Source organism: Sphaerisporangium sp. NPDC005288, from assembly GCF_040607475.1.
GTDB lineage: Bacteria > Actinomycetota > Actinomycetes > Streptosporangiales > Streptosporangiaceae > Sphaerisporangium > Sphaerisporangium rhizosphaerae.
In genome coordinates this window covers 26,426-44,421 of sequence record NZ_JBEXGT010000034.1, presented here as the reverse complement: position 1 = coordinate 44,421, position 17,996 = coordinate 26,426, and the positions used below count along the sequence as shown (strand labels likewise).

Annotated in this window: 14 protein-coding genes; 2 read left to right on the top strand and 12 right to left on the bottom strand. The window is 71.4% G+C overall.

The window, feature by feature from the left end; genetic code table 11:
* Window positions 1-170: 170 nt before the first annotated feature.
* Complete coding sequence (locus ABZU32_RS28195; RefSeq protein ID WP_354926652.1) at window positions 171-1,892, top strand: amidohydrolase; 1,722 nt, start codon at window positions 171-173, stop codon at window positions 1,890-1,892.
* A gap of 90 nt (window positions 1,893-1,982) precedes the next feature.
* Here the strand turns inward: ABZU32_RS28195 and ABZU32_RS28190 are convergent, their stop codons facing one another.
* From ABZU32_RS28190 to ABZU32_RS28145, 10 genes are all read right to left on the bottom strand, one after another.
* A complete protein-coding gene (locus ABZU32_RS28190; protein WP_189163482.1) occupies window positions 1,983-2,327 on the bottom strand; it encodes an RNA polymerase-binding protein RbpA in 345 nt (114 codons plus the stop codon).
* 73 nt (window positions 2,328-2,400) lie between these two features.
* Window positions 2,401-2,634: a preprotein translocase subunit SecG gene (secG, locus tag ABZU32_RS28185; protein ID WP_354844747.1), complete on the bottom strand. Its 234-nt coding sequence runs from the start codon at window positions 2,632-2,634 to the stop codon at window positions 2,401-2,403.
* A gap of 130 nt (window positions 2,635-2,764) precedes the next feature.
* Complete coding sequence (tpiA, locus tag ABZU32_RS28180; protein ID WP_354926650.1) at window positions 2,765-3,550, bottom strand: triose-phosphate isomerase; 786 nt, start codon at window positions 3,548-3,550, stop codon at window positions 2,765-2,767.
* A 7-nt stretch (window positions 3,551-3,557) separates the two neighbouring features.
* Complete coding sequence (locus ABZU32_RS28175; RefSeq protein ID WP_354926648.1) at window positions 3,558-4,745, bottom strand: phosphoglycerate kinase; 1,188 nt, start codon at window positions 4,743-4,745, stop codon at window positions 3,558-3,560.
* Window positions 4,745-5,749 carry a type I glyceraldehyde-3-phosphate dehydrogenase gene (gene gap, locus ABZU32_RS28170; RefSeq protein WP_354926646.1) on the bottom strand — a complete coding sequence of 335 codons (1,005 nt, stop codon included), beginning with the start codon at window positions 5,747-5,749 and terminating at the stop codon, window positions 4,745-4,747. The genes ABZU32_RS28175 and gap overlap by 1 nt, the downstream gene beginning before the upstream one ends.
* A 243-nt stretch (window positions 5,750-5,992) precedes the next feature.
* Window positions 5,993-6,973: a DNA-binding protein WhiA gene (gene whiA, locus ABZU32_RS28165; protein WP_354844737.1), complete on the bottom strand. Its 981-nt coding sequence runs from the start codon at window positions 6,971-6,973 to the stop codon at window positions 5,993-5,995.
* 139 nt (window positions 6,974-7,112) lie between these two features.
* Window positions 7,113-8,030, bottom strand: coding sequence for a uridine diphosphate-N-acetylglucosamine-binding protein YvcK (yvcK, locus tag ABZU32_RS28160; protein WP_354845272.1), 918 nt, complete (start codon window positions 8,028-8,030; stop codon window positions 7,113-7,115).
* Window positions 8,031-8,467: 437 nt separating this feature from the next.
* Window positions 8,468-9,409, bottom strand: a complete 942-nt coding sequence (gene rapZ, locus ABZU32_RS28155; RefSeq protein ID WP_354926644.1) for an RNase adapter RapZ — start codon at window positions 9,407-9,409, stop codon at window positions 8,468-8,470.
* On the bottom strand, window positions 9,406-11,322 hold the full coding sequence (uvrC, locus tag ABZU32_RS28150; protein WP_354926642.1) for an excinuclease ABC subunit UvrC: 1,917 nt from the start codon (window positions 11,320-11,322) through the stop codon (window positions 9,406-9,408). Before uvrC ends, rapZ begins: the two co-directional genes overlap by 4 nt.
* A gap of 222 nt (window positions 11,323-11,544) precedes the next feature.
* Entirely contained in the window at window positions 11,545-13,413 is a 1,869-nt protein-coding gene (locus ABZU32_RS28145; protein WP_354926742.1) for an ATP-binding cassette domain-containing protein, read from the bottom strand.
* A 92-nt stretch (window positions 13,414-13,505) separates the two neighbouring features.
* On the opposite strand from ABZU32_RS28145, the gene ABZU32_RS28140 reads away from it, so the two are divergent.
* Entirely contained in the window at window positions 13,506-14,252 is a 747-nt protein-coding gene (locus ABZU32_RS28140) for a TetR/AcrR family transcriptional regulator (protein ID WP_354926640.1), read from the top strand.
* Window positions 14,253-14,471: 219 nt separating this feature from the next.
* Here ABZU32_RS28140 and ABZU32_RS28135 read toward each other — a convergent pair whose 3' ends face one another.
* Both ABZU32_RS28135 and uvrA read right to left on the bottom strand, forming a co-directional pair.
* Window positions 14,472-14,948 (bottom strand): Rieske (2Fe-2S) protein, encoded by a 477-nt coding sequence (locus ABZU32_RS28135; RefSeq protein WP_354926638.1) that lies wholly within the window; start codon window positions 14,946-14,948, stop codon window positions 14,472-14,474.
* A 196-nt stretch (window positions 14,949-15,144) separates the two neighbouring features.
* Complete coding sequence (gene uvrA, locus ABZU32_RS28130) at window positions 15,145-17,985, bottom strand: excinuclease ABC subunit UvrA (protein ID WP_354926636.1); 2,841 nt, start codon at window positions 17,983-17,985, stop codon at window positions 15,145-15,147.
* Between the last annotated feature and the right edge of the window lie 11 nt (window positions 17,986-17,996).

Sequence of the window (17,996 nt, the reverse complement as noted above, 5' to 3'; positions counted from 1 at the left end):
CAGCAGGATGCCTCCGAGCTGTTACCAGGTTGCTACATGGACATGAGCCCAGGGTTTCCGTTTCATCGGATTTGACGTACTAAGTCAGATTTTGCATGACATGTGGTGGTATGACGGTCGATTTCCTGGTCGTACGCCGGGCGGCCGCGACGGCTATAGCATCGTCTCCGATGACCGAACTGCTCTTCCGCGGCGGCCGCGTGTACACCGGCCCCGCGCGCCCGTCCGGCTCCCGCGCCTCCGCCGCGGCCGCCACCGTCCCCGCCGACCCCACCGGGGGCCCGGCGCCCGGCGCCCCGGCCGCCGGGCTCGTGGAAGCCGCCTTCGCCGAGGCGGTGCTCGTCCGCGACGGGCGCGTCGCCGCGGTCGGCGACGAGGCCGAGGTCGCCGCGCAGGCGGGCCCTCGCCACCAGACGGTGGACCTGGCCGGGCGGCTGCTGACGCCCGCGTTCACCGACGCCCACATCCACCCGATCCAGGCCGGCCTCGAGCGCGCCAAGTGCGACCTGTCGGAGGTGTTCGGCCTGGCGGCGTACGTGCAGCGGATCGCCGTGTACGCCCGCGACCATCCCGGCAAGGAGTGGATCGACGGCGGCGGCTGGGACATGGCCGCCTTCCCCGGCGGGCTGCCGCACCGCACGCAGCTCGACTTCGTCGACCGGCCCGTCTACCTCATCCAGCGCGACCACCACGCGGCCTGGGTCAACACCCGCGCCCTGCAGATCGCCGGGATCAGCGCGGACACCCCCGACCCCGCCGACGGCCGCATCGAGCGTGACCCGGACGGCACGCCGAGCGGCGTCCTGCACGAGGGGGCCATGGACCTGGTCGGCCTGCTGACGCCCCGGGCGAGCGCCGCCGACGTCGACGACGCGCTGATGGACGCCCAGGCCCACCTGTTCTCGCTGGGCATCACCGGCTGGCAGGACGCCATCGTCGGCTCCTACGCCGGTTCCGACGACCACTTCCCGGCCTACCTGTCGGCGGCGGCCTCCGGCCGGCTGCGCGCGCGAGTGGTCGGGGCGCTGTGGTGGGACCGCGCGCGCGGCGCCGAGCAGATCGACGAGCTGGCCGAACGCCGCGCCCAGGCCGGCGGGCTGTTCTCCGCCGGCTCGGTCAAGATCATGCAGGACGGCATCGCCGAGAACTTCACCGCCGCCGTCATCGAGCCCTACTGCAACTGCGGCCCCGACCAGCGCGGACTTTCCTACGTGGACCCCGAGCTGTTGAAGGGCTACGTCGCCGAACTGGACCGGCGCGGCTTCCAGGTGCACTTCCACGCCATCGGCGAGCGGGCCGTGCGCGAGTCCCTGGACGCGCTGGAGGGCACCTCGCCGCGCAACCGGCACCACATCGCCCACCTGCAGATCGTCGAGCCGTCGGACGTGCCGCGCTTCGCCCGCCTCGGCGTCACCGCCAACCTGCAGCCGTTGTGGGCCACCCACCACCTGCAGATGGACGAGCTGTGCATCCCCTACCTGGGCGAGCGGCGCTCCTCCTGGCAGTACCCGTTCGCCGACCTGGTGCGCACCGGCGCCCGGCTGTGCGCGGGCAGCGACTGGCCGGTCTCCTCGGCCGACCCGCTGCAGGGCATGCACGTCGCGGTCAACCGCACCGAGCCCGGCAGCTCGGTGCACGCGGGCTATCCGACCGCGCAGACGCCGTTCCTGCCGCACCAGAGCCTGGACCTGGCCACGGTCATGGCCGCCTACACCGCCGGGTCCGCGTGGATCAACCACGACGACGAGGCCGGCGTCATCGCCGCCGGCAACCGCGCCGACCTGGTCGTGCTCGACCGCGACCCGTACGCGCTGCCCGCCAAGGAGATCTGGACCACCCAGGTGGCCATGACCTTCGCCGCGGGAGAGCTCGTTTACGAGCGGCGCGGCTGACAGGCCCACGACCGAACACCGGCAGAGCGTGAGAAGGCCCCCGCGGAGCACCGCGGGGGCCTTTCGCTCGTCGGAGCGGTGGCCGCGGACCTACCAGGGTGAGCGGTTGTTGCGCAGCCGCTCGAGGGCCTCGGCGAGGATCGCCGCGCCGTCGGTGTCGCTGCGCCGCTCCTTCACGTACGCCAGGTGGGTCTTGTACGGCTCGTTGCGCGGCGGCGCGGGCGGGGCCGACTCGTCCTGACCGGCGGGAAGACCGCACCGGGGGCAGTCCCAGTACTCCGGGACGGCCGCGTCACTGGCGAAGCTCGGACGCGTCTCGTGCATGTTGGCGCACCAGAACGAGACCCGGACCCGAGGGGCCGCCTCGCCTCGCTCGGCCTCCCCCATCGGACCGGCGCCGACACGGCTACCACGGATGGCGTTGCCACTGCCCACGGATGAACTCCTCGCTTGATCGCCCCACCGCGCGGCGGGGAAAAGAATCTCTGTCAGGCTTCGGGAAAGGCGTCTACGCCGGCCGGAGCAGCAGTCCGAGCGCGATGATGCAGACGAACCAGATCGAACCGGTGATGATCGTGAGTCGGTCGAGGTTCCGCTCCACCACCGAGGATCCGCCGAAGGACGATGTGAAGCCGCCGCCGAAGAGATCCGAAAGACCGCCACCCTTGCCCTTGTGGAGCAGTACGAGCAGCACCATGAGGGCGCTCGACAGGATGAGGGCGATGGAGATGCCGATAATCACCGTTGACCTGTTTCCCTGTGATGCGCGCCGAAGCGCGACCTGACCTGCCCGGCGACCGCCGGGGTGACGATTCAAAGTGTCTCTTCGAGGGTACGTCGTAATGTCAACTCGTACCTCCCGAACAGCTCAGCTAGCCCGACATTTCGCCAAAACGACTAATCTTAACGAAGTCGGCCGGGTCGAGGGACGCGCCGCCGACCAGAGCCCCGTCGATATCCGGCTGAGCCATGATGCCGGCGATGTTGGCGCCCTTGACCGACCCACCGTAAAGGATACGGACGCCCCCGGCCACCTCGTCGTCGTACAGCTCGGCGAGTCGCGCGCGAACGGCCCCGCAGACCTCCTGGGCGTCGTCGGGCGTGGCGACCTCGCCGGTGCCGATCGCCCAGACGGGCTCGTAGGCGATGACGATCGACTTGGCCTGGTCGTGCTTGACGCCGTTCAGCGCCGCGTCGAGCTGCGACACGGTGTAGGCGACGTGGCCGCCCGCCTGGCGGACCGGCAGCCCCTCGCCCACGCACAGGATCGGCGTGATCGAGTGACGGTAGGCCGCCTGCACCTTGGCGTTGACGAGCTGGTCGTCCTCGCCGTGGTACTGTCGCCGCTCGGAGTGCCCGGCCAGCACGTACGTGCAGCCGAGCTTGGCCAGCATCGAGCCGGAGATCTCACCGGTGTAGGCGCCGGCGTCGTGCACCGACAGGTCCTGCGCGCCGTACACGATGCGGAGCTTGTCGCCGTCCACCAGGGTCTGCACGCTGCGCAGGTCGGTGAACGGAGGAAGCACCGCGACCTCGGCACGGTCGAAGTCCTTGTCGGTCAGGGTGAAGGCCAGCTTCTGGACGAGAGCGATGGCCTCGAGGTGGTTGAGGTTCATCTTCCAGTTGCCGGCGAAGAGCGGCTTGCGGGCTGTGCTCATGGGGCGCTCAGTCCTCCAGCGCGGCGAGTCCGGGCAGGGTCTTGCCCTCGAGGTATTCGAGGCTGGCCCCGCCGCCGGTCGAGATGTGGGAGAAGCCGTCCTCGGGCAGGCCGAGCTTGCGCACGGCGGCCGCCGAGTCGCCGCCACCGACGACGGTGAAGGCGCCGGAGGCGATCAGCGCCTCGGCCACGGCACGGGTGCCGCCCGAGAACGCCTCGAACTCGAACACGCCCATCGGCCCGTTCCAGAAGACGGTCGCGGCGTCGGCCAGCTTGCCGGCGAACAGCTCGCGCGTCTTCGGGCCGATGTCCAGGCCCTCGCGGTCGGCCGGGATCGCGGTGGCCTCGACCACCTCGAACGGCGCGTCCTCGGCGAAGGTCGTCGCGGCCAGGATGTCGACCGGCAGCACCAGCTCGACGCCGCGCTTGCCGGCCTCGGCGATGAAGCCGCTCACCTGCTCGAGCTGGTCTTCCTGCAGCAGCGAGTTGCCCACCTCGTGGCCCTGGGCCTTGAGGAAGGTGTAGGCCATGCCGCCGCCGATGACCAGGCGGTCGACCTTGTCCAGCAGGTTGGCGATCACGCCGAGCTTGTCGGAGACCTTGGCGCCGCCGAGCACGACGACGTAGGGCCGGGCGGGTTCCTCGGTGAGCTTCTTGAGCACCTCGACCTCGGCCACGACCAGGCCGCCGGCGGCGTGCGGCAGGCGCTGGGGCACGTCGTACACGCTGGCGTGCTTGCGGTGCACCGCGCCGAACCCGTCGCCGACGTAAAGCTCGGCCAGGGCGGCGAGCCTGCCGGCGAACGCGCCGCGCTGCTCGTCGTCCTTGGACTCCTCGCCGGGCTCGAAGCGGAGGTTCTCCAGCAGGGCGACCTCGCCGTCGGCCAAGCCCTCGGCGGTCTCGCGCGCGGAGTCGCCGACGACGTCGGAGGCGAAGGCCACCGGGCGGCCGAGCAGCTCGCCGAGGCGCGCGGCGACCGGCGCCAGCGAGAACTGCGGCGCCACCTTGCCCTTGGGACGGCCGAGGTGGGCGCAGACGATCACCCGCGCGCCGCGCTCGGCGAGCGCGGTGATCGTGGGCACCGAGGCGCGGATGCGCCCGTCATCGGTGATCACGTCCCCGTCGAGGGGGACGTTCAGGTCGGCGCGCACGAGGACGCGCCGGCCCTTCACGTCGAGGGAGTCGATGGTCTGCATCAGAGCTGCGAACCAACCAGCTCGATGAGGTCGCCGAGGCGGTTGGAGTAGCCCCACTCGTTGTCGTACCAGCCGACGACCTTGACCTGGTTGCCGATGACCTTGGTCAGGCCGGAGTCGAAGATGCAGGAGGCCGGGTCGGTGACGATGTCGGAGGAGACGATCTCGTCCTCGGTGTAGCTGAGGATGCCGCGCAGCGGGCCCTCGGCGGCGGCCTTGAGGGCGGCGTTGACCTCTTCGACCGAGGCGTCGCGCTTGAGCTCGACGGTCAGGTCGGTGGCCGAGCCGGTGGGGATCGGCACGCGCAGCGCGAAGCCGTCCAGCTTGCCCTTGAGCTCGGGGAGAACCAGGCCGATCGCCTTGGCCGCGCCGGTGGAGGTGGGCACGATGTTCAGGGCGGCGGCGCGGGCGCGGCGCAGGTCCTTGTGCGGGCCGTCCTGGAGGTTCTGGTCCTGGGTGTAGGCGTGGATCGTGGTCATCAGGCCCTTCTCGATGCCGAAGGTGTCGTTGATGACCTTCGCCATGGGGGCCAGGCAGTTGGTCGTGCAGGAGGCGTTGGAGATGATGGTGTGCGCCGCCGGGTCGTACTTGTCGTGGTTGACGCCCATCACGATCGTGATGTCCTCGCCCTTGGCGGGCGCGGAGATGATGACCTTCTTGGCGCCGTTCTCGGCGTGCACCTTGGCCTTGGCGGCGTCGGTGAACAGGCCGGTCGACTCGACGACGACGTCCACGCCCAGCTCGCCCCACGGCAGCTTGGCGGGGTCGCGCTCGGCGAACACCTTGATCGCCTTGCCGTCGACGGTGATCTCGTCGGCCGAGCTCTTGACCTCGTACGGCAGGCGGCCCAGGATGCTGTCGTACTTGAGCAGGTGGGCAAGGGTGGCATTGTCGGTCAGGTCGTTGACGGCGACGACCTCGATGTCCTTACCGCCGGCCGCCACGGCTCGCCAGAAGTTGCGGCCGATACGACCGAAGCCGTTGATGCCTACGCGGATGCTCACGGAACCTGATCTCCTCGAACGTCGTTGCGCCGGCTCGTGCCGGCGTCGTGGCGGGCTGAAACCTCAGATAACCCTACCGGGTGCCAATTGGTGTAGACCACGTGGCCATCCCCTTTCCCGCCGCCCCTGCGGACCTGGTGGATCTCCCCAGCTCACGGCCACTCCACGGCGCCCCCGTCCCCCTCGCCCTTCCCCGCCCGGCACCGCCGCCGCCCTGTCCCGCGGCCGCCGCGGCGCGGTCCGTCAGGGAGCGAGCATCTCGGCGGTGAGGTTGGCGTCGGTGCTGGCGATGCCGAGGTCGGAGGCGCGTTTGTCGGCCATGGCGAGCAGCCGCCGGATGCGGCCGGCGATGGCGTCCTTGGTCAGCGGCGGGTCGGCGATCTGGCCGAGCTCCTCCAGCGACGCCTGCTTGTGCTCCACCCGCAGACGCCCGGCGACGACCAGGTGCTCGGGGGCTTCGTCGCCGAGGATCTCCAGCGCCCGCTGCACCCTTGCGCCGGCGGCCACCGCCGCCCGCGCCGAGCGGCGCAGGTTGGCGTCGTCGAAGTTGGCCAGGCGGTGGGCCGTGGCGCGCACCTCGCGGCGCATGCGGCGTTCCTCCCATGCCAGGACGCTGTCGTGCGCGCCGAGCCGGGTCAGCAGGGCGCTGATCGCGTCGCCGTCCCTGACCACCACACGGTCGACCCCGCGGACCTCCCGCGCCTTGGCGTGGATCTTGAGCCGCCGGGCGGAGCCCACCAGGGCGAGCGCGGCCTCCGGGCCGGGGCAGGTCACCTCCAGCGACATCGAGCGGCCCGGCTCGGTCAGCGAGCCGTGGGCGAGGAACGCGCCCCGCCAGGCGGCCTCGGCGTCGCAGGTGGCCCCGGAGACGACCTGGCGCGGCAGCCCGCGCACCGGCCTCCCGTGGTTGTCGATCAACCCGGTCTGGCGGGCGAGCGCCTCGCCGTCGCGGTACACCCGCACCACATACCTCGACCCCTTGCGCAACCCCGCGGGCGCCAGCACCAGCACCTCGGCCTTGTGCCCGAACACCTCGCCGATGTCCTTGATCAGCCGCCGGGCGGTGACGTTGGTGTCCAGCTCCGCCTCGATCACGATGCGACCGCCCACAAGGTGCAGCCCGCTCGCGAACCGAAGCAACGTCGACACCTCGGCCTTGCGGCAGCAAGGCTTCAGCACCGACAGCCGGCTCAGCTCGTCCTTCACCACACCCGTCATGGCCATGTGCCTGTGTCCTCCCCCATACAGACGCCTTTCACGGTCGAAGCAGCCTCGTCGCGCCAGGCGGACCTCCGCCGGCGCCCGGCGCGGCTCCATCGGCCCCCGGCAAGTCTCTCGCACCCCGTGGGCGCGCTGACCAGGATCAACGCTTCCCACGGAAAATCTCGTCCAGGACCGAGGCAAGTCGTCGTGCATCATGCCTGGGTGAGCCGTCGGAGGCGGCGACGTCGGCGAGCACCAGACGCCCGCCCAGCGCGTCGGCGGCCTTCTCCAGTTCGTCGCGCTCGCCCACCACCCGGTGGTCGGCGAGCACCACGTCGACGGTGAGCCCGGGAGCGTGATCACGCAGCACCTGCAGGTGCTTCTCGGCGGAGAACCCGTCGGTCTCCCCCGGCTGCGGGGCCAGGTTGAGGGTGACCAGCCGCCTGGCGGCGGTGCCGTGCAGGGCGGCGGCGAGCTGGGGCACCTTCAGGTGCGGCAGCACACTGGTGAACCACGACCCCGGCCCGAACACCACCCAGTCGGCCTCGCGCACCGCCTCGACCGCCTCGGGACAGGCCGGGGGGTCGGCCGGCACCAGAGAGATCGCCTGGACGTTGCCCGGGGTGAGCGCGCACGCGACCTGCCCGCGGACCACGCTGACGAGCCCGTCCAGCTCGACCTCGGCCTCGATGTCCAGCGGCACCGAGGCCATCGGCAGGACGCGGCCGTGCGCGCCGAGCAGGCGGCCCACCCAGTCGAGCCCCGCCACCGGGTCGTCGAGCAGCTCCCACAGCGCCACGATGAGCAGGTTGCCGACGGCGTGGCCGTGCAGCTCGCCCTCGCTGAGGAAGCGGTGCTGGACCACCTTGCTCCAGGTCTGGCCCCAGTCGTCGTCGCCGCACAGGGCCGCGAGGGCCATGCGCAGGTCACCGGGCGGCAGGACGCCCAGCTCGCGCCTGAGACGCCCGCTGGAGCCGCCGTCGTCGGCCACGGTCACCACGGCGGTCAGCTCTCCGGTGACCCGCCGCAGCGCCGACAGCGAGGCGTACAGCCCGTGCCCCCCGCCGAAAGCCACCACCCGCGCCGCCCCACCCCGCCCGAACCGCTCAAGCCCGTCGAGCGGCGACGCCGAGCCGACCGGCCCGTCCGGAGTGGAGGATGCCGACACGTCCGCAGTGGAAAGCGCCGAACCGTCCGGAGTGGAGGATGCCGACACGCCCACGATGGAAAGTGCCGAGGCGTCCAGGATGGAGGATGCCGACACGTCCAGGGCGGAAAGCGTCGAAGCGTCCGCGGTGGAGGGCGCCGAACCGTCCGGGGTGGAGGGTGCGGGCGCCGCCGCTGGCTCGGCCGGGCCTCGGGGGCCGGCCGGCGCGTCGGTGGAGCGTGCCGGCGGCGCCGTGGACCCTGCCGGGCTTGGGGCGTCTTCGGTCTCCTCCGCGCCGCGGGCCGCGTGCCGGCGGCCCGCCGGGGTCTCGGTGCGGGCCCTGCCCGCGCGAGCCCCGTCATCGACGTTCACTCGCGGCCCACATCCCGGTGGCTGACCTGAACCTCCATGCCCCGATCGCGCAGGCGGGCGCCGATCTGCTCGGACATGGCCACGCTGCGGTGCTTGCCGCCGGTGCAACCGACGGCCAGGGTGGCATACCCCTTGCCCTCGCGGACATAGCCGGCGGCCACGACGCCGAAGGCCTCCTCATAGGCGTCCAGGAACTCCTTGGCTCCCGGCTGGCTGAGGACGTACTCGCGTACCGGGGCATCCAACCCGCTCATCGGCCGCAGCTCGGGCACCCAGTGCGGATTGGGCAGGAACCTGCAGTCGACCACCAGATCGGCGTCCACCGGCAGGCCGTACTTGAACCCGAAGGACACCACGTTGACCCGCAGGCCGGGACGGTCCTCCCCGCCGAAGAAGGAGACGATCTTGCCGCGCAGCTCGTGCACATTGTGCGAGGAGGTGTCGATCACCAGGTCGGCGTTGGCCCGCACCTCGCGCAGGATGCCCCGCTCGCGGGCGATGCCGTCCACCAGGCGCCCCTCGCCCTGGAGCGGGTGCGGCCTGCGGACGTTCTCGAAGCGGCGGACGAGTTCCTCGTCGCTGGCCTCCAGGAAGACCACGCGCACCCCGACGCCCCGGGCCTCGAGCTCTTCGATCGCGGTGTTGAGGTCGGTGGTGAAGGCCAGGCTCCGGACGTCGACCACGGCGGCGACCTTGTCGGTGTCGAGCTTGACCCGGCCGGCCTCCTCCGCCATGGCGAACAGCATGCCCGGCGGCAGGTTGTCGATCACGAACCAGCCGAGGTCCTCCAGGGCCTTGGCGGCCGTGCTGCGGCCGGCTCCGGACATGCCGGTGACGATGACGAACGCGGTGTCGCGCACCGCCCCCTTGCGGCCCCGCGGCTCCGCCGGCCGCGGCCGCGACACCTCGCGCCCGTTGCCGTCTGTCTGCTCGGTCATGTGCTCTCCCCCTTCAACGCGGCAACGATCGCCTCGGCGGTCGAAAGCCCGATGCCGGGAACCTCGCGGATCTCCTCGACGGTCGCCCCCTGCAACCGCTTGACGGACCCGAAGCGCTTCAGCAAAGCCTGTTTGCGCGCTGACCCGAGCCCCCGGATCTCGTCCAGAACGCTCACCTTGACAGACTTCGAACGTTTCGAACGATGGTAGGTGATGGCGAAGCGGTGTGCCTCGTCACGCACCCTTTGCAGCAGATAAAGGCTTTCGCTGGTTCTGGGCAGGATCACCGGCTGGTCGTCGCCGGGGACCCAGACCTCCTCCAGCCGCTTGGCCAGCCCGCTCACCGAGACGTCGTCCACGCCGAGCTCGTCCAGCGCCCGCTGGGCCGCCGCCACCTGGGCGGGGCCGCCGTCGACCACCACCAGGTTGGGCGGATAGGCGAACCTGCGCGGTTTGCCGGTCTCGGGGTCGATCGGCTCGGGGTCGAGCTCGCCGCTCTCGGCGCGCTCTTCGACCAGGCGCTTGAACCGGCGGTGGATCACCTCGTAGATGGAGGCGACATCGCCCTGCCCCGCCGTGCCGCGGATGGCGAACCGGCGGTACTCGCTCTTGCGGGCCAGGCCGTCCTCGAAGACGACCATCGAGGCCACGACGTCGTCGCCCTGCAGGTGGGAGACGTCGTAGCACTCGATGCGCAACGGAGCCTGGTCGAGGTCGAGCGCGTCGGCGATCTCTTGCAGCGCACGGCTGCGCGTGGTCAGGTCGCTGGCCCTGCGCAGCTTGTGCTGGGCGAGGGACTCTTTGGCGTTGCGCTCGACGGTCTCCATGAGGGCCTTCTTGTCGCCGCGCTGCGGCACGCGCACCTCGACCCTCGCGCCGCGCTGCTCGGTGAGCAGCTCGGCGACCGCGCCGGCCTCCGGCGGCAGGGCCGGGACCAGCACCTCACGCGGCACCGCCTCGGGCGTCGCCTCGCCGTACATCTGGAGCAGGAAGTGTTCGACCAGCTCGCCGGTGGTGGCCTCCTCGACCTTGTCGACGACCCAGCCGCGCTGGCCGCGGATGCGGCCCCCGCGCACGTAGAACACCTGGACCGCGGCCTCCAGCGGATCTTCGGTGAGGGCGACCACGTCGCAGTCGGTGCCCTCGCCGAGCACCACGGCCTGCTTCTCCAGCGCCCGCTGCAGGGCCTGGATGTCGTCGCGGAGGCGGGCGGCCCTCTCGTACTCCTCGGCGGCGGCGGCCTCGCGCATGGCGCGTTCGAGCCGCTTGATGAACCGGCCGGTGTTCCCGGCCATGAAGTCGCAGAAATCCTCGGCCAGCTCGCGGTGCTGCTCGGGGGTGACGTTGCCGACGCAGGGCGCCGAGCACTTGTCGATGTAGCCCAGCAGGCAGGGCCGGCCGATCTGCCCGGCGCGCTTGAACACCCCCGCCGAGCAGGTGCGCACGGGAAAGACGCGCAGCAGCAGGTCGACGGTCTCTCTGATGGCCCAGGCGTGGGAGTAGGGCCCGAAGTAGCGGGTGCCCTTGCGCTTGGCGCCGCGCAGCACCTGCACCCGGGGGAAGTCATCGCCCATGGTGACCGCGAGGAAGGGATAGGACTTGTCGTCGCGGTACTTGACGTTGAACCGGGGGTCGAACTCCTTGATCCAGGAGTATTCGAGCTGCAGGGCCTCGACCTCGGTGCCCACGACGGTCCAGTCGACCCCCGCGGCCGTGGTGAGCATGGTCTGGGTGCGCGGGTGGAGGCCGGCGAAGTCGGCGAAGTAGGAGTTGAGGCGCTGCCGGAGGCTCTTGGCCTTGCCGACATAGATGACCCGGCCATGGGCATCCCTGAAGCGGTACACACCTGGTGACTCAGGGATCGACCCCGGCTCGGGGCGGAAGCTCAGGGGGCTGTTCGCGGGTCTCGCCACAACAGAAAGCCTATCCGGACCCGCCGACAGAATAGGGCTGTCCGCCTCCCCCGGAGATCGCCCCCAGGCATCCCCACCCCCTGGCACACACCACCCCCGCCGCCCTCGCCCTGTGCTCGCCCTGTGCTCGCCGCGGAACCGCCCGGCCGCCGCCCGGATCGGCCTCGCACGACCGCACAGGACTGCGCCGTCGCGACCGCACCGCACTCGCGAGCCGTGTGGTCAGGCCGCCCAGACCGGCTCGGAGGACTCGCGCACGCGGCCGTCGGCGCCGAAGATCAGGAAACGGTCGAAGTCGGCGGCGAACCACCGGTCGTGGGTGACCGCGACGACGGTCCCCTCGAAGCACGCGAGCCCCTGCTGCAAGGCCTCGGCGCTGGCGAGGTCGAGGTTGTCGGTGGGCTCGTCCAGGAGCAGCAAGGTCGCGCCCGACAACTCCAGCAGCAGGATCTGCAGGCGCGCCTGCTGTCCGCCGGACAGCGTCTCGAACGGCCGGCGGGCCGCCGGCGCGAGCTCGTAGCGGGCGAGCGCCGCCATGGCCTCGTTCAACGTCAGCGCGTGACCTTGCGTGACCAGGTCGGCGGCCGTCCGCCCGTGCAGCTCGGGACGCGCGTGCGTCTGCGCGAAGTGCCCGGGGGCCACCCGGGCGCCCAGGCGGACCACGCCCGCGTGCCGGTAGCCCTGTCCCGAGCCGGAATCGGTGCCCGGACCCAGACCGCGATACGCGCCGGCGTGTGACCCGGATCCCGCGCCCGGACACGCGTCCGGCCCTGAGCCGGGTCCCACGCCGGATCGCGAGCCGAAATCCGCGCCGGTCCCTGCCCCGGCTCCCGAGCCGGGATCCGAGCCGGGACGCGGGCCAGGCCCTGAGCCCGCTCCCGAGCCGGGGGCCATGCCGGTGCCCGAGCCGGGGGCCATGCCGGTGCCTGAGCCGGGGGCCATGCCGGTGCCTGAGCCGGGGGCCATGCCGGCGAGCAGGCGGAGGAAGTGGGACTTGCCGGTTCCGTTCGAGCCGAGGACGGCGACGCGTTCTCCGTGCCATATCTCCAGGTCGAACGGTCGCACCAGACCGGGCAGCTCGACCGACTCGCAGACGACCGCCCGCTTGCCGGTGCGGCCGCCGCGCAGCCGCATGCGCACGTTCTGCCCTCGCGGCGCCCGCTCCGGCGGGCCGGCCTCCTCGAACCTGCGCAGCCGCGTGCGGGCGGCGCGGTAGGAGGAGGCCACCGCGTCGTTGTTGGCGGCGGTCTGGCGCAGGGTGTTCACCAGCTGCCTGAGCCTGGCATGCTCCTCCTCCCAGCGGCGCTTCAGCTCCTCCAGGCGCTCGACGCGGTCGTGCCGGGCCTGGGCGTAGGAGGCGAAGCCGCCGCCGTGGACCCACACTCCCCGGTCCTCCACGGTGAGGATGCGGTCGGCGGTGTTCGCCAGCAGGCGGCGGTCGTGCGAGACGAGCAGAACGGTCTTCCCCACGGCGCGCAGGCGCTCCTCCAGCCACTGCTTGGCGGGCACGTCCAGGTAGTTGTCCGGTTCGTCCAGCAGCAGCAGTTCGTCCGGCCCGCGCAGGAGAGCCTCCAGCACCAGCCGCTTCTGCTCGCCGCCCGACAGGGTGTTCACCGGCCGTTCCTCGACGCGGTCGTAGGGCAGGCCGAGGGCCGCGGTCGCGCAGGTGTCCCAGACGACCTCCGCCTCATAGCCGCCGGCATCGGCGTAGTCGGCCAGAGCCTGGGCGTACGCGAGCTGCGCCGGCTCGTCGTCCGCGCGCGCCAGCGCGGCCTCGGCGCGCGCGACCGCCACGGCCGCCGCGCGGACGCCTTCGGGGGCGACCGACAGCAGCAGGTCACGCACGGTGCGGCCGTCGCGCACCCCGCCGATGAACTGCCGCATGACGCCGAGGCCGCCCGAGCGGGCCACGCGGCCCCCGGCCGGCGGGAGGTCCCCGGCGATCAGCCTGAGCAGCGTCGTCTTGCCGGCGCCGTTCGGCCCGACAAGGGCCGCCTTGGCGCCCTCGCCGACGCGGAAGGACACCCCGTCCAGCAGCGGCCGCCCGTCGGGCAGGACGTAGGTCAGCTCGCTCACCTCGATGTGGCCCATCGCCGCCTCTCTCGTCCACTCCATCCCGCTCGATCGTCGATCGAGTACCGGACCGACGATCCAGTACTCGTTCACCATACTAGGATCACGTCATGGACATGAGCGCGACGGGCGAGTCGGGAACGGGCCGGAGGGCGCCGCGCGGCGGCGGCGGAGGCGGCGGAGACGTGTGGCTGCGGCCCCGCCCGGCGCGGCGCCAGGCGCCGCCGCTCACCCGTGACCGCATCGTCGCCGAGGCCGTGGCCGCGCTGGACGAGGAGGGCGAGGCCCGGCTGACCATGCGCCGCCTGGCCGAGCGTCTCGGCACCGGGTCCACCACGCTGTACTGGCACGTCGAGACCAAGGACGACGTGCTCGACCTCGCGTTGGACGCCGTGTTCGGCGAGGTCGCGGTGCCGGCGGAGCATTCGGGCGACTGGCGGGCGGAGGTCGGCGCACTGGCCGGCGAGTGGCGCGCCGCCCTGCTGAGGCACCCGTGGTCGGCCGCCGTGCTGGGACGGCCCCTCATGGGCCCGAACGTCCTGGCGCGCACGGAGTATCTGCACGCGGCGCTGGTCGGCGCGGGCCTGCACGGTCCGCATCTGACCGCGGCGGCGTACGGGCTGGCCAACTACGTCATCGGCTCGGCCATGATGCAGGCCGCGTGGGCGTCACGTGACGAGGACGAGGCGCGGCGGGCCGCCGACGAGCGGCTGCGGGCCGAACACGACCGCTACCCCACGCTGGCGGAGCACGGCCACCTGGTCGGCAAGGACTGGGACGAGGCGTTCACCCATGGCCTGAGGTACCTCCTGGACGGCATCGCCGCCCAGCTCGCCTCCGGTCCGGCTCACCCCTGACCGGTCCGCCGCCGAGACGCCCGCACGCCGGCGGTGACCGAGAACGGTTGAGCGGTCCCCGTGCGGACGACGCCTCGCCTGCGGGCATGCCCCGCCGGCCGGACGCGCCACGACCCGATCGAAGAGCACGCGGGCAGAGGCGGGGGCGGACGCGCCGCGGGCGGGGACGGAGGTGGTCCTCCGGCCCCGCCCGCGTGCGGTCGCCTGGTGGTGGCGGTGTCAGGCCAGGGTGATGGACCCGCCCTCGACCTTGATCTTCTTCTCCTCCAGCGGCGAGCTCGCGGGGCCGTCGGCCACGGAGCCATCGGCGATCTTGAACTTGCTGCCGTGGCACGGGCAGTTGATCGTTCCACCGGACACCGAGCCCACCGGGCAGCCCTGGTGGGTGCAGATCGCGCTGAACGCCTTGAACTCACCGTCCGCCGGCTGGGTGATGACGATCTTCTCGTCCTTGAAGATCTTGCCGCCGCCCTTGGGGATGTCGCTGGTCTTGGCCAGAGCGTTCCCGCCGCCGCCGGAGCCGGAGTCGCTCGCGGCGCCGTCCGACGAGGACGCGGGCGCCGGATCGGAGGAAGATTCGCCGCTGTCCGTCGAGGCCGACGTCCCATATCCGCCGCACGCGGTCAGCACGACGGCCAGCCCCGCGCCACTCGCGCCGAGCATCACCGCACGCCGTGTCGTATCCGTCTCGGTCATATTCGCCTTCCTCGGTTTTCCTTATCTCCTGCTACGGCTCTCGCCGCCACGTGGTTCAGCATGGAGCACACGTGACTCAGGCAGTATGAACAATTACGCATAAGACATGGGTCAGGCCCGCCGCTCCACCCGATGTGCGAAGGAGCGGCGGGCCGTCGTGACGCGGGCGAAGCGCCTCAGTCGCGAGGAGACGGGCTCAGCCGCCCAGGACCTTGCTGAGGAAGCGGCCGGTGTGGCTGTCCTCGATGCGGGCGACCTGCTCGGGAGTGCCGGTGGCCAGCACCAGGCCGCCCCTGGAGCCGCCCTCGGGGCCCATGTCGATGACCCAGTCGGCGGTCTTGATCACGTCCAGGTTGTGCTCGATCACGATGACGCTGTTGCCGCCGTCCACCAGGCGGCCGAGGACGCCGAGCAGCTTGCGGATGTCCTCGAAGTGCAGGCCGGTGGTGGGCTCGTCCAGCACGTAGATGGTGCGGCCGGTGGAGCGGCGCTGCAGCTCCGAGGCGAGCTTGACGCGCTGGGCCTCGCCGCCGGACAGCGTGGTGGCGGGCTGGCCGAGCCGGACGTACCCGAGGCCCACGTCGTTGAGCGTCTTGAGGTGGCGCTTGATCGGCGGGATGGCGTCGAAGAACTCAAGGGCCTCCTCGATCGGCATGTCGAGGACCTCGGAGATCGTCTTGCCCTTGTAGTGCACCTCGAGCGTCTCGCGGTTGTAGCGGGCGCCGTGGCAGACCTCGCAGGGGACGTAGACGTCCGGCAGGAAGTTCATCTCGATCTTGATGGTGCCGTCGCCCGAGCACGCCTCGCACCGGCCGCCCTTGACGTTGAAGCTGAACCGGCCGGGCTGATACCCGCGGATCTTGGCCTCGGTGGTCTGGGCGAACAGCTTGCGCACGTGGTCGAACACCCCGGTGTAGGTGGCCGGGTTGGAGCGCGGGGTGCGGCCGATGGGGCTCTGGTCGACGTGCACGACCTTGTCCACCAGATCGGTGCCGGTGACGCGGGAGTGCCGGCCGGGGACGGTCTTGGCGCCGTTGAGCTCCTTGGCCAGCGCGTTGTAGAGGATGTCGTTGACCAGGGTGGACTTGCCGGACCCCGACACGCCGGTTACCGCGGTGAACACGCCCAGCGGGAACTCGACGTCGACGCCCTTGAGGTTGTGCTCGCGGGCCCCCTTGACGACCAGCTTGCGCTTGGCGTCGCGCTTGCGCCGGGCGGCCGGCACGTCGATGCTCCTGCGCCCGGACAGGTAGGCGCCGGTGAGGGAGTGCTCGCTGGAGAGCAGGTCTTGCACCGTGCCCGACACCACGACCTGGCCGCCGTGCTCGCCCGCGCCCGGGCCGATGTCGACGACCCAGTCGGCGGCGGCGATGGTGTCCTCGTCGTGCTCGACGACGATGAGGGTGTTGCCCATGTCGCGCAGGCGGATCAGCGTGTCGAGCAGGCGCTGGTTGTCGCGCTGGTGCAGGCCGATGGACGGCTCGTCCAGGACGTACAGCACGCCGACCAGGCCCGACCCGATCTGCGTGGCCAGGCGGATGCGCTGCGCCTCGCCGCCGGCCAGGGTGCCGGCCGCGCGGTCGAGGGTGAGGTAGTCGAGGCCGACGTCCAGCAGGAAGCCCAGCCGCGCGTTGATCTCTTTGACGACCCGCTCGGCGATGTGCATGTCGCGCTCGGACAGGGTGAGCCCGCCGAGGAACTTGGCGCACTCGCCGATGGACATGGACGAGACGTGGGCGATGGAGCGGTCGCTGACCGTCACCGCCAGCGACACCGGCTTGAGGCGGGCGCCCTTGCAGGTGGGGCAGGGGATCTCGCGCATGAAGCCTTCGAAGCGCTCGCGCGAGGAGTCGCTCTCGGCCTCGGCGTGCCGCCGCTGCACCCAGGGGATCACGCCCTCGAAGGTGGTGTAGTACGAGCGCTGCCGGCCGTAGCGGTTGCTGTAGCGGACGTGGACCTGCTCGTCGTAGCCGCGCAGCAGGGCCTTCTGCGCCTGCTTGGGCAGCCGCTCCCACGCGGTGTCCAGGTCGAAGCCCATGGCCAGCCCGAGCGCCTCGACCAGCCGGATGAAGTAGTCACTGGTGTGGCCGCCGGCCCACGGGGACAGCGCGCCGTCGCCCAGGGTCTTCTCGGGATCGGGCACCACCAGGTCGGGGTCGACCTCCATGCGCGTGCCGAGACCGGTGCAGTCGGGGCAGGCGCCGAACGGCGAGTTGAAGGAGAACGACCGGGGCTCGAGCTCCTCGAACGACAGGTCGTCGTAGGGGCAGTAGAGGTGCTCGGAGTAGAACCGCTCGCGCCCGGGGTCGCCCTCGGGAAGGTCGACGAAGTCGAGCGTGATCGTGCCGCCGGAAAGCTGGAGGGCGGTCTCGACCGAGTCGGTGAGGCGGCGGCGCGCGCCGTCCTTCACCGAGAGACGGTCGACGATGACCTCGATGTCGTGCTTTTCGTACTTCTTCAGGGTCGGCGGCTCTTCGAGCCGGATCACGGTGCCGTCGACCCGCGCCCGCGCGAAGCCCTTGGACTGCAGCTCTCGGAACAGCTCGGCGTACTCGCCCTTGCGCCCGCGGATGACCGGGGCCATGACCTGGAAGCGCGTGCCCTCCTCCAGCTCGAGCACGCGGTCGACGATCTGCTGCGGGGTCTGCCGGGCGATGGGACGGCCGCAGGTGGGGCAGTGGGGCTTGCCGATGCGGGCCCACAGCAGACGCAGGTAGTCGTAGACCTCGGTGATGGTGCCGACCGTGGAGCGGGGGTTGCGGGAGGTGGACTTCTGGTCGATCGAGACGGCCGGGGACAGGCCCTCGATGAAGTCGACGTCGGGCTTGTCCATCTGCCCGAGGAACTGCCGTGCGTACGCCGAGAGCGACTCGACATAGCGCCGCTGGCCCTCGGCGAAGATGGTGTCGAAGGCCAGGCTGGACTTGCCCGAGCCGGACAGCCCGGTGAAGACGATGAGAGCGTCTCGCGGCAGGTCGAGCGAGACGTCTTTGAGATTGTGTTCGCGCGCGCCACGAACGATCAAGCGGTCGGCCACAGCAGATCTCT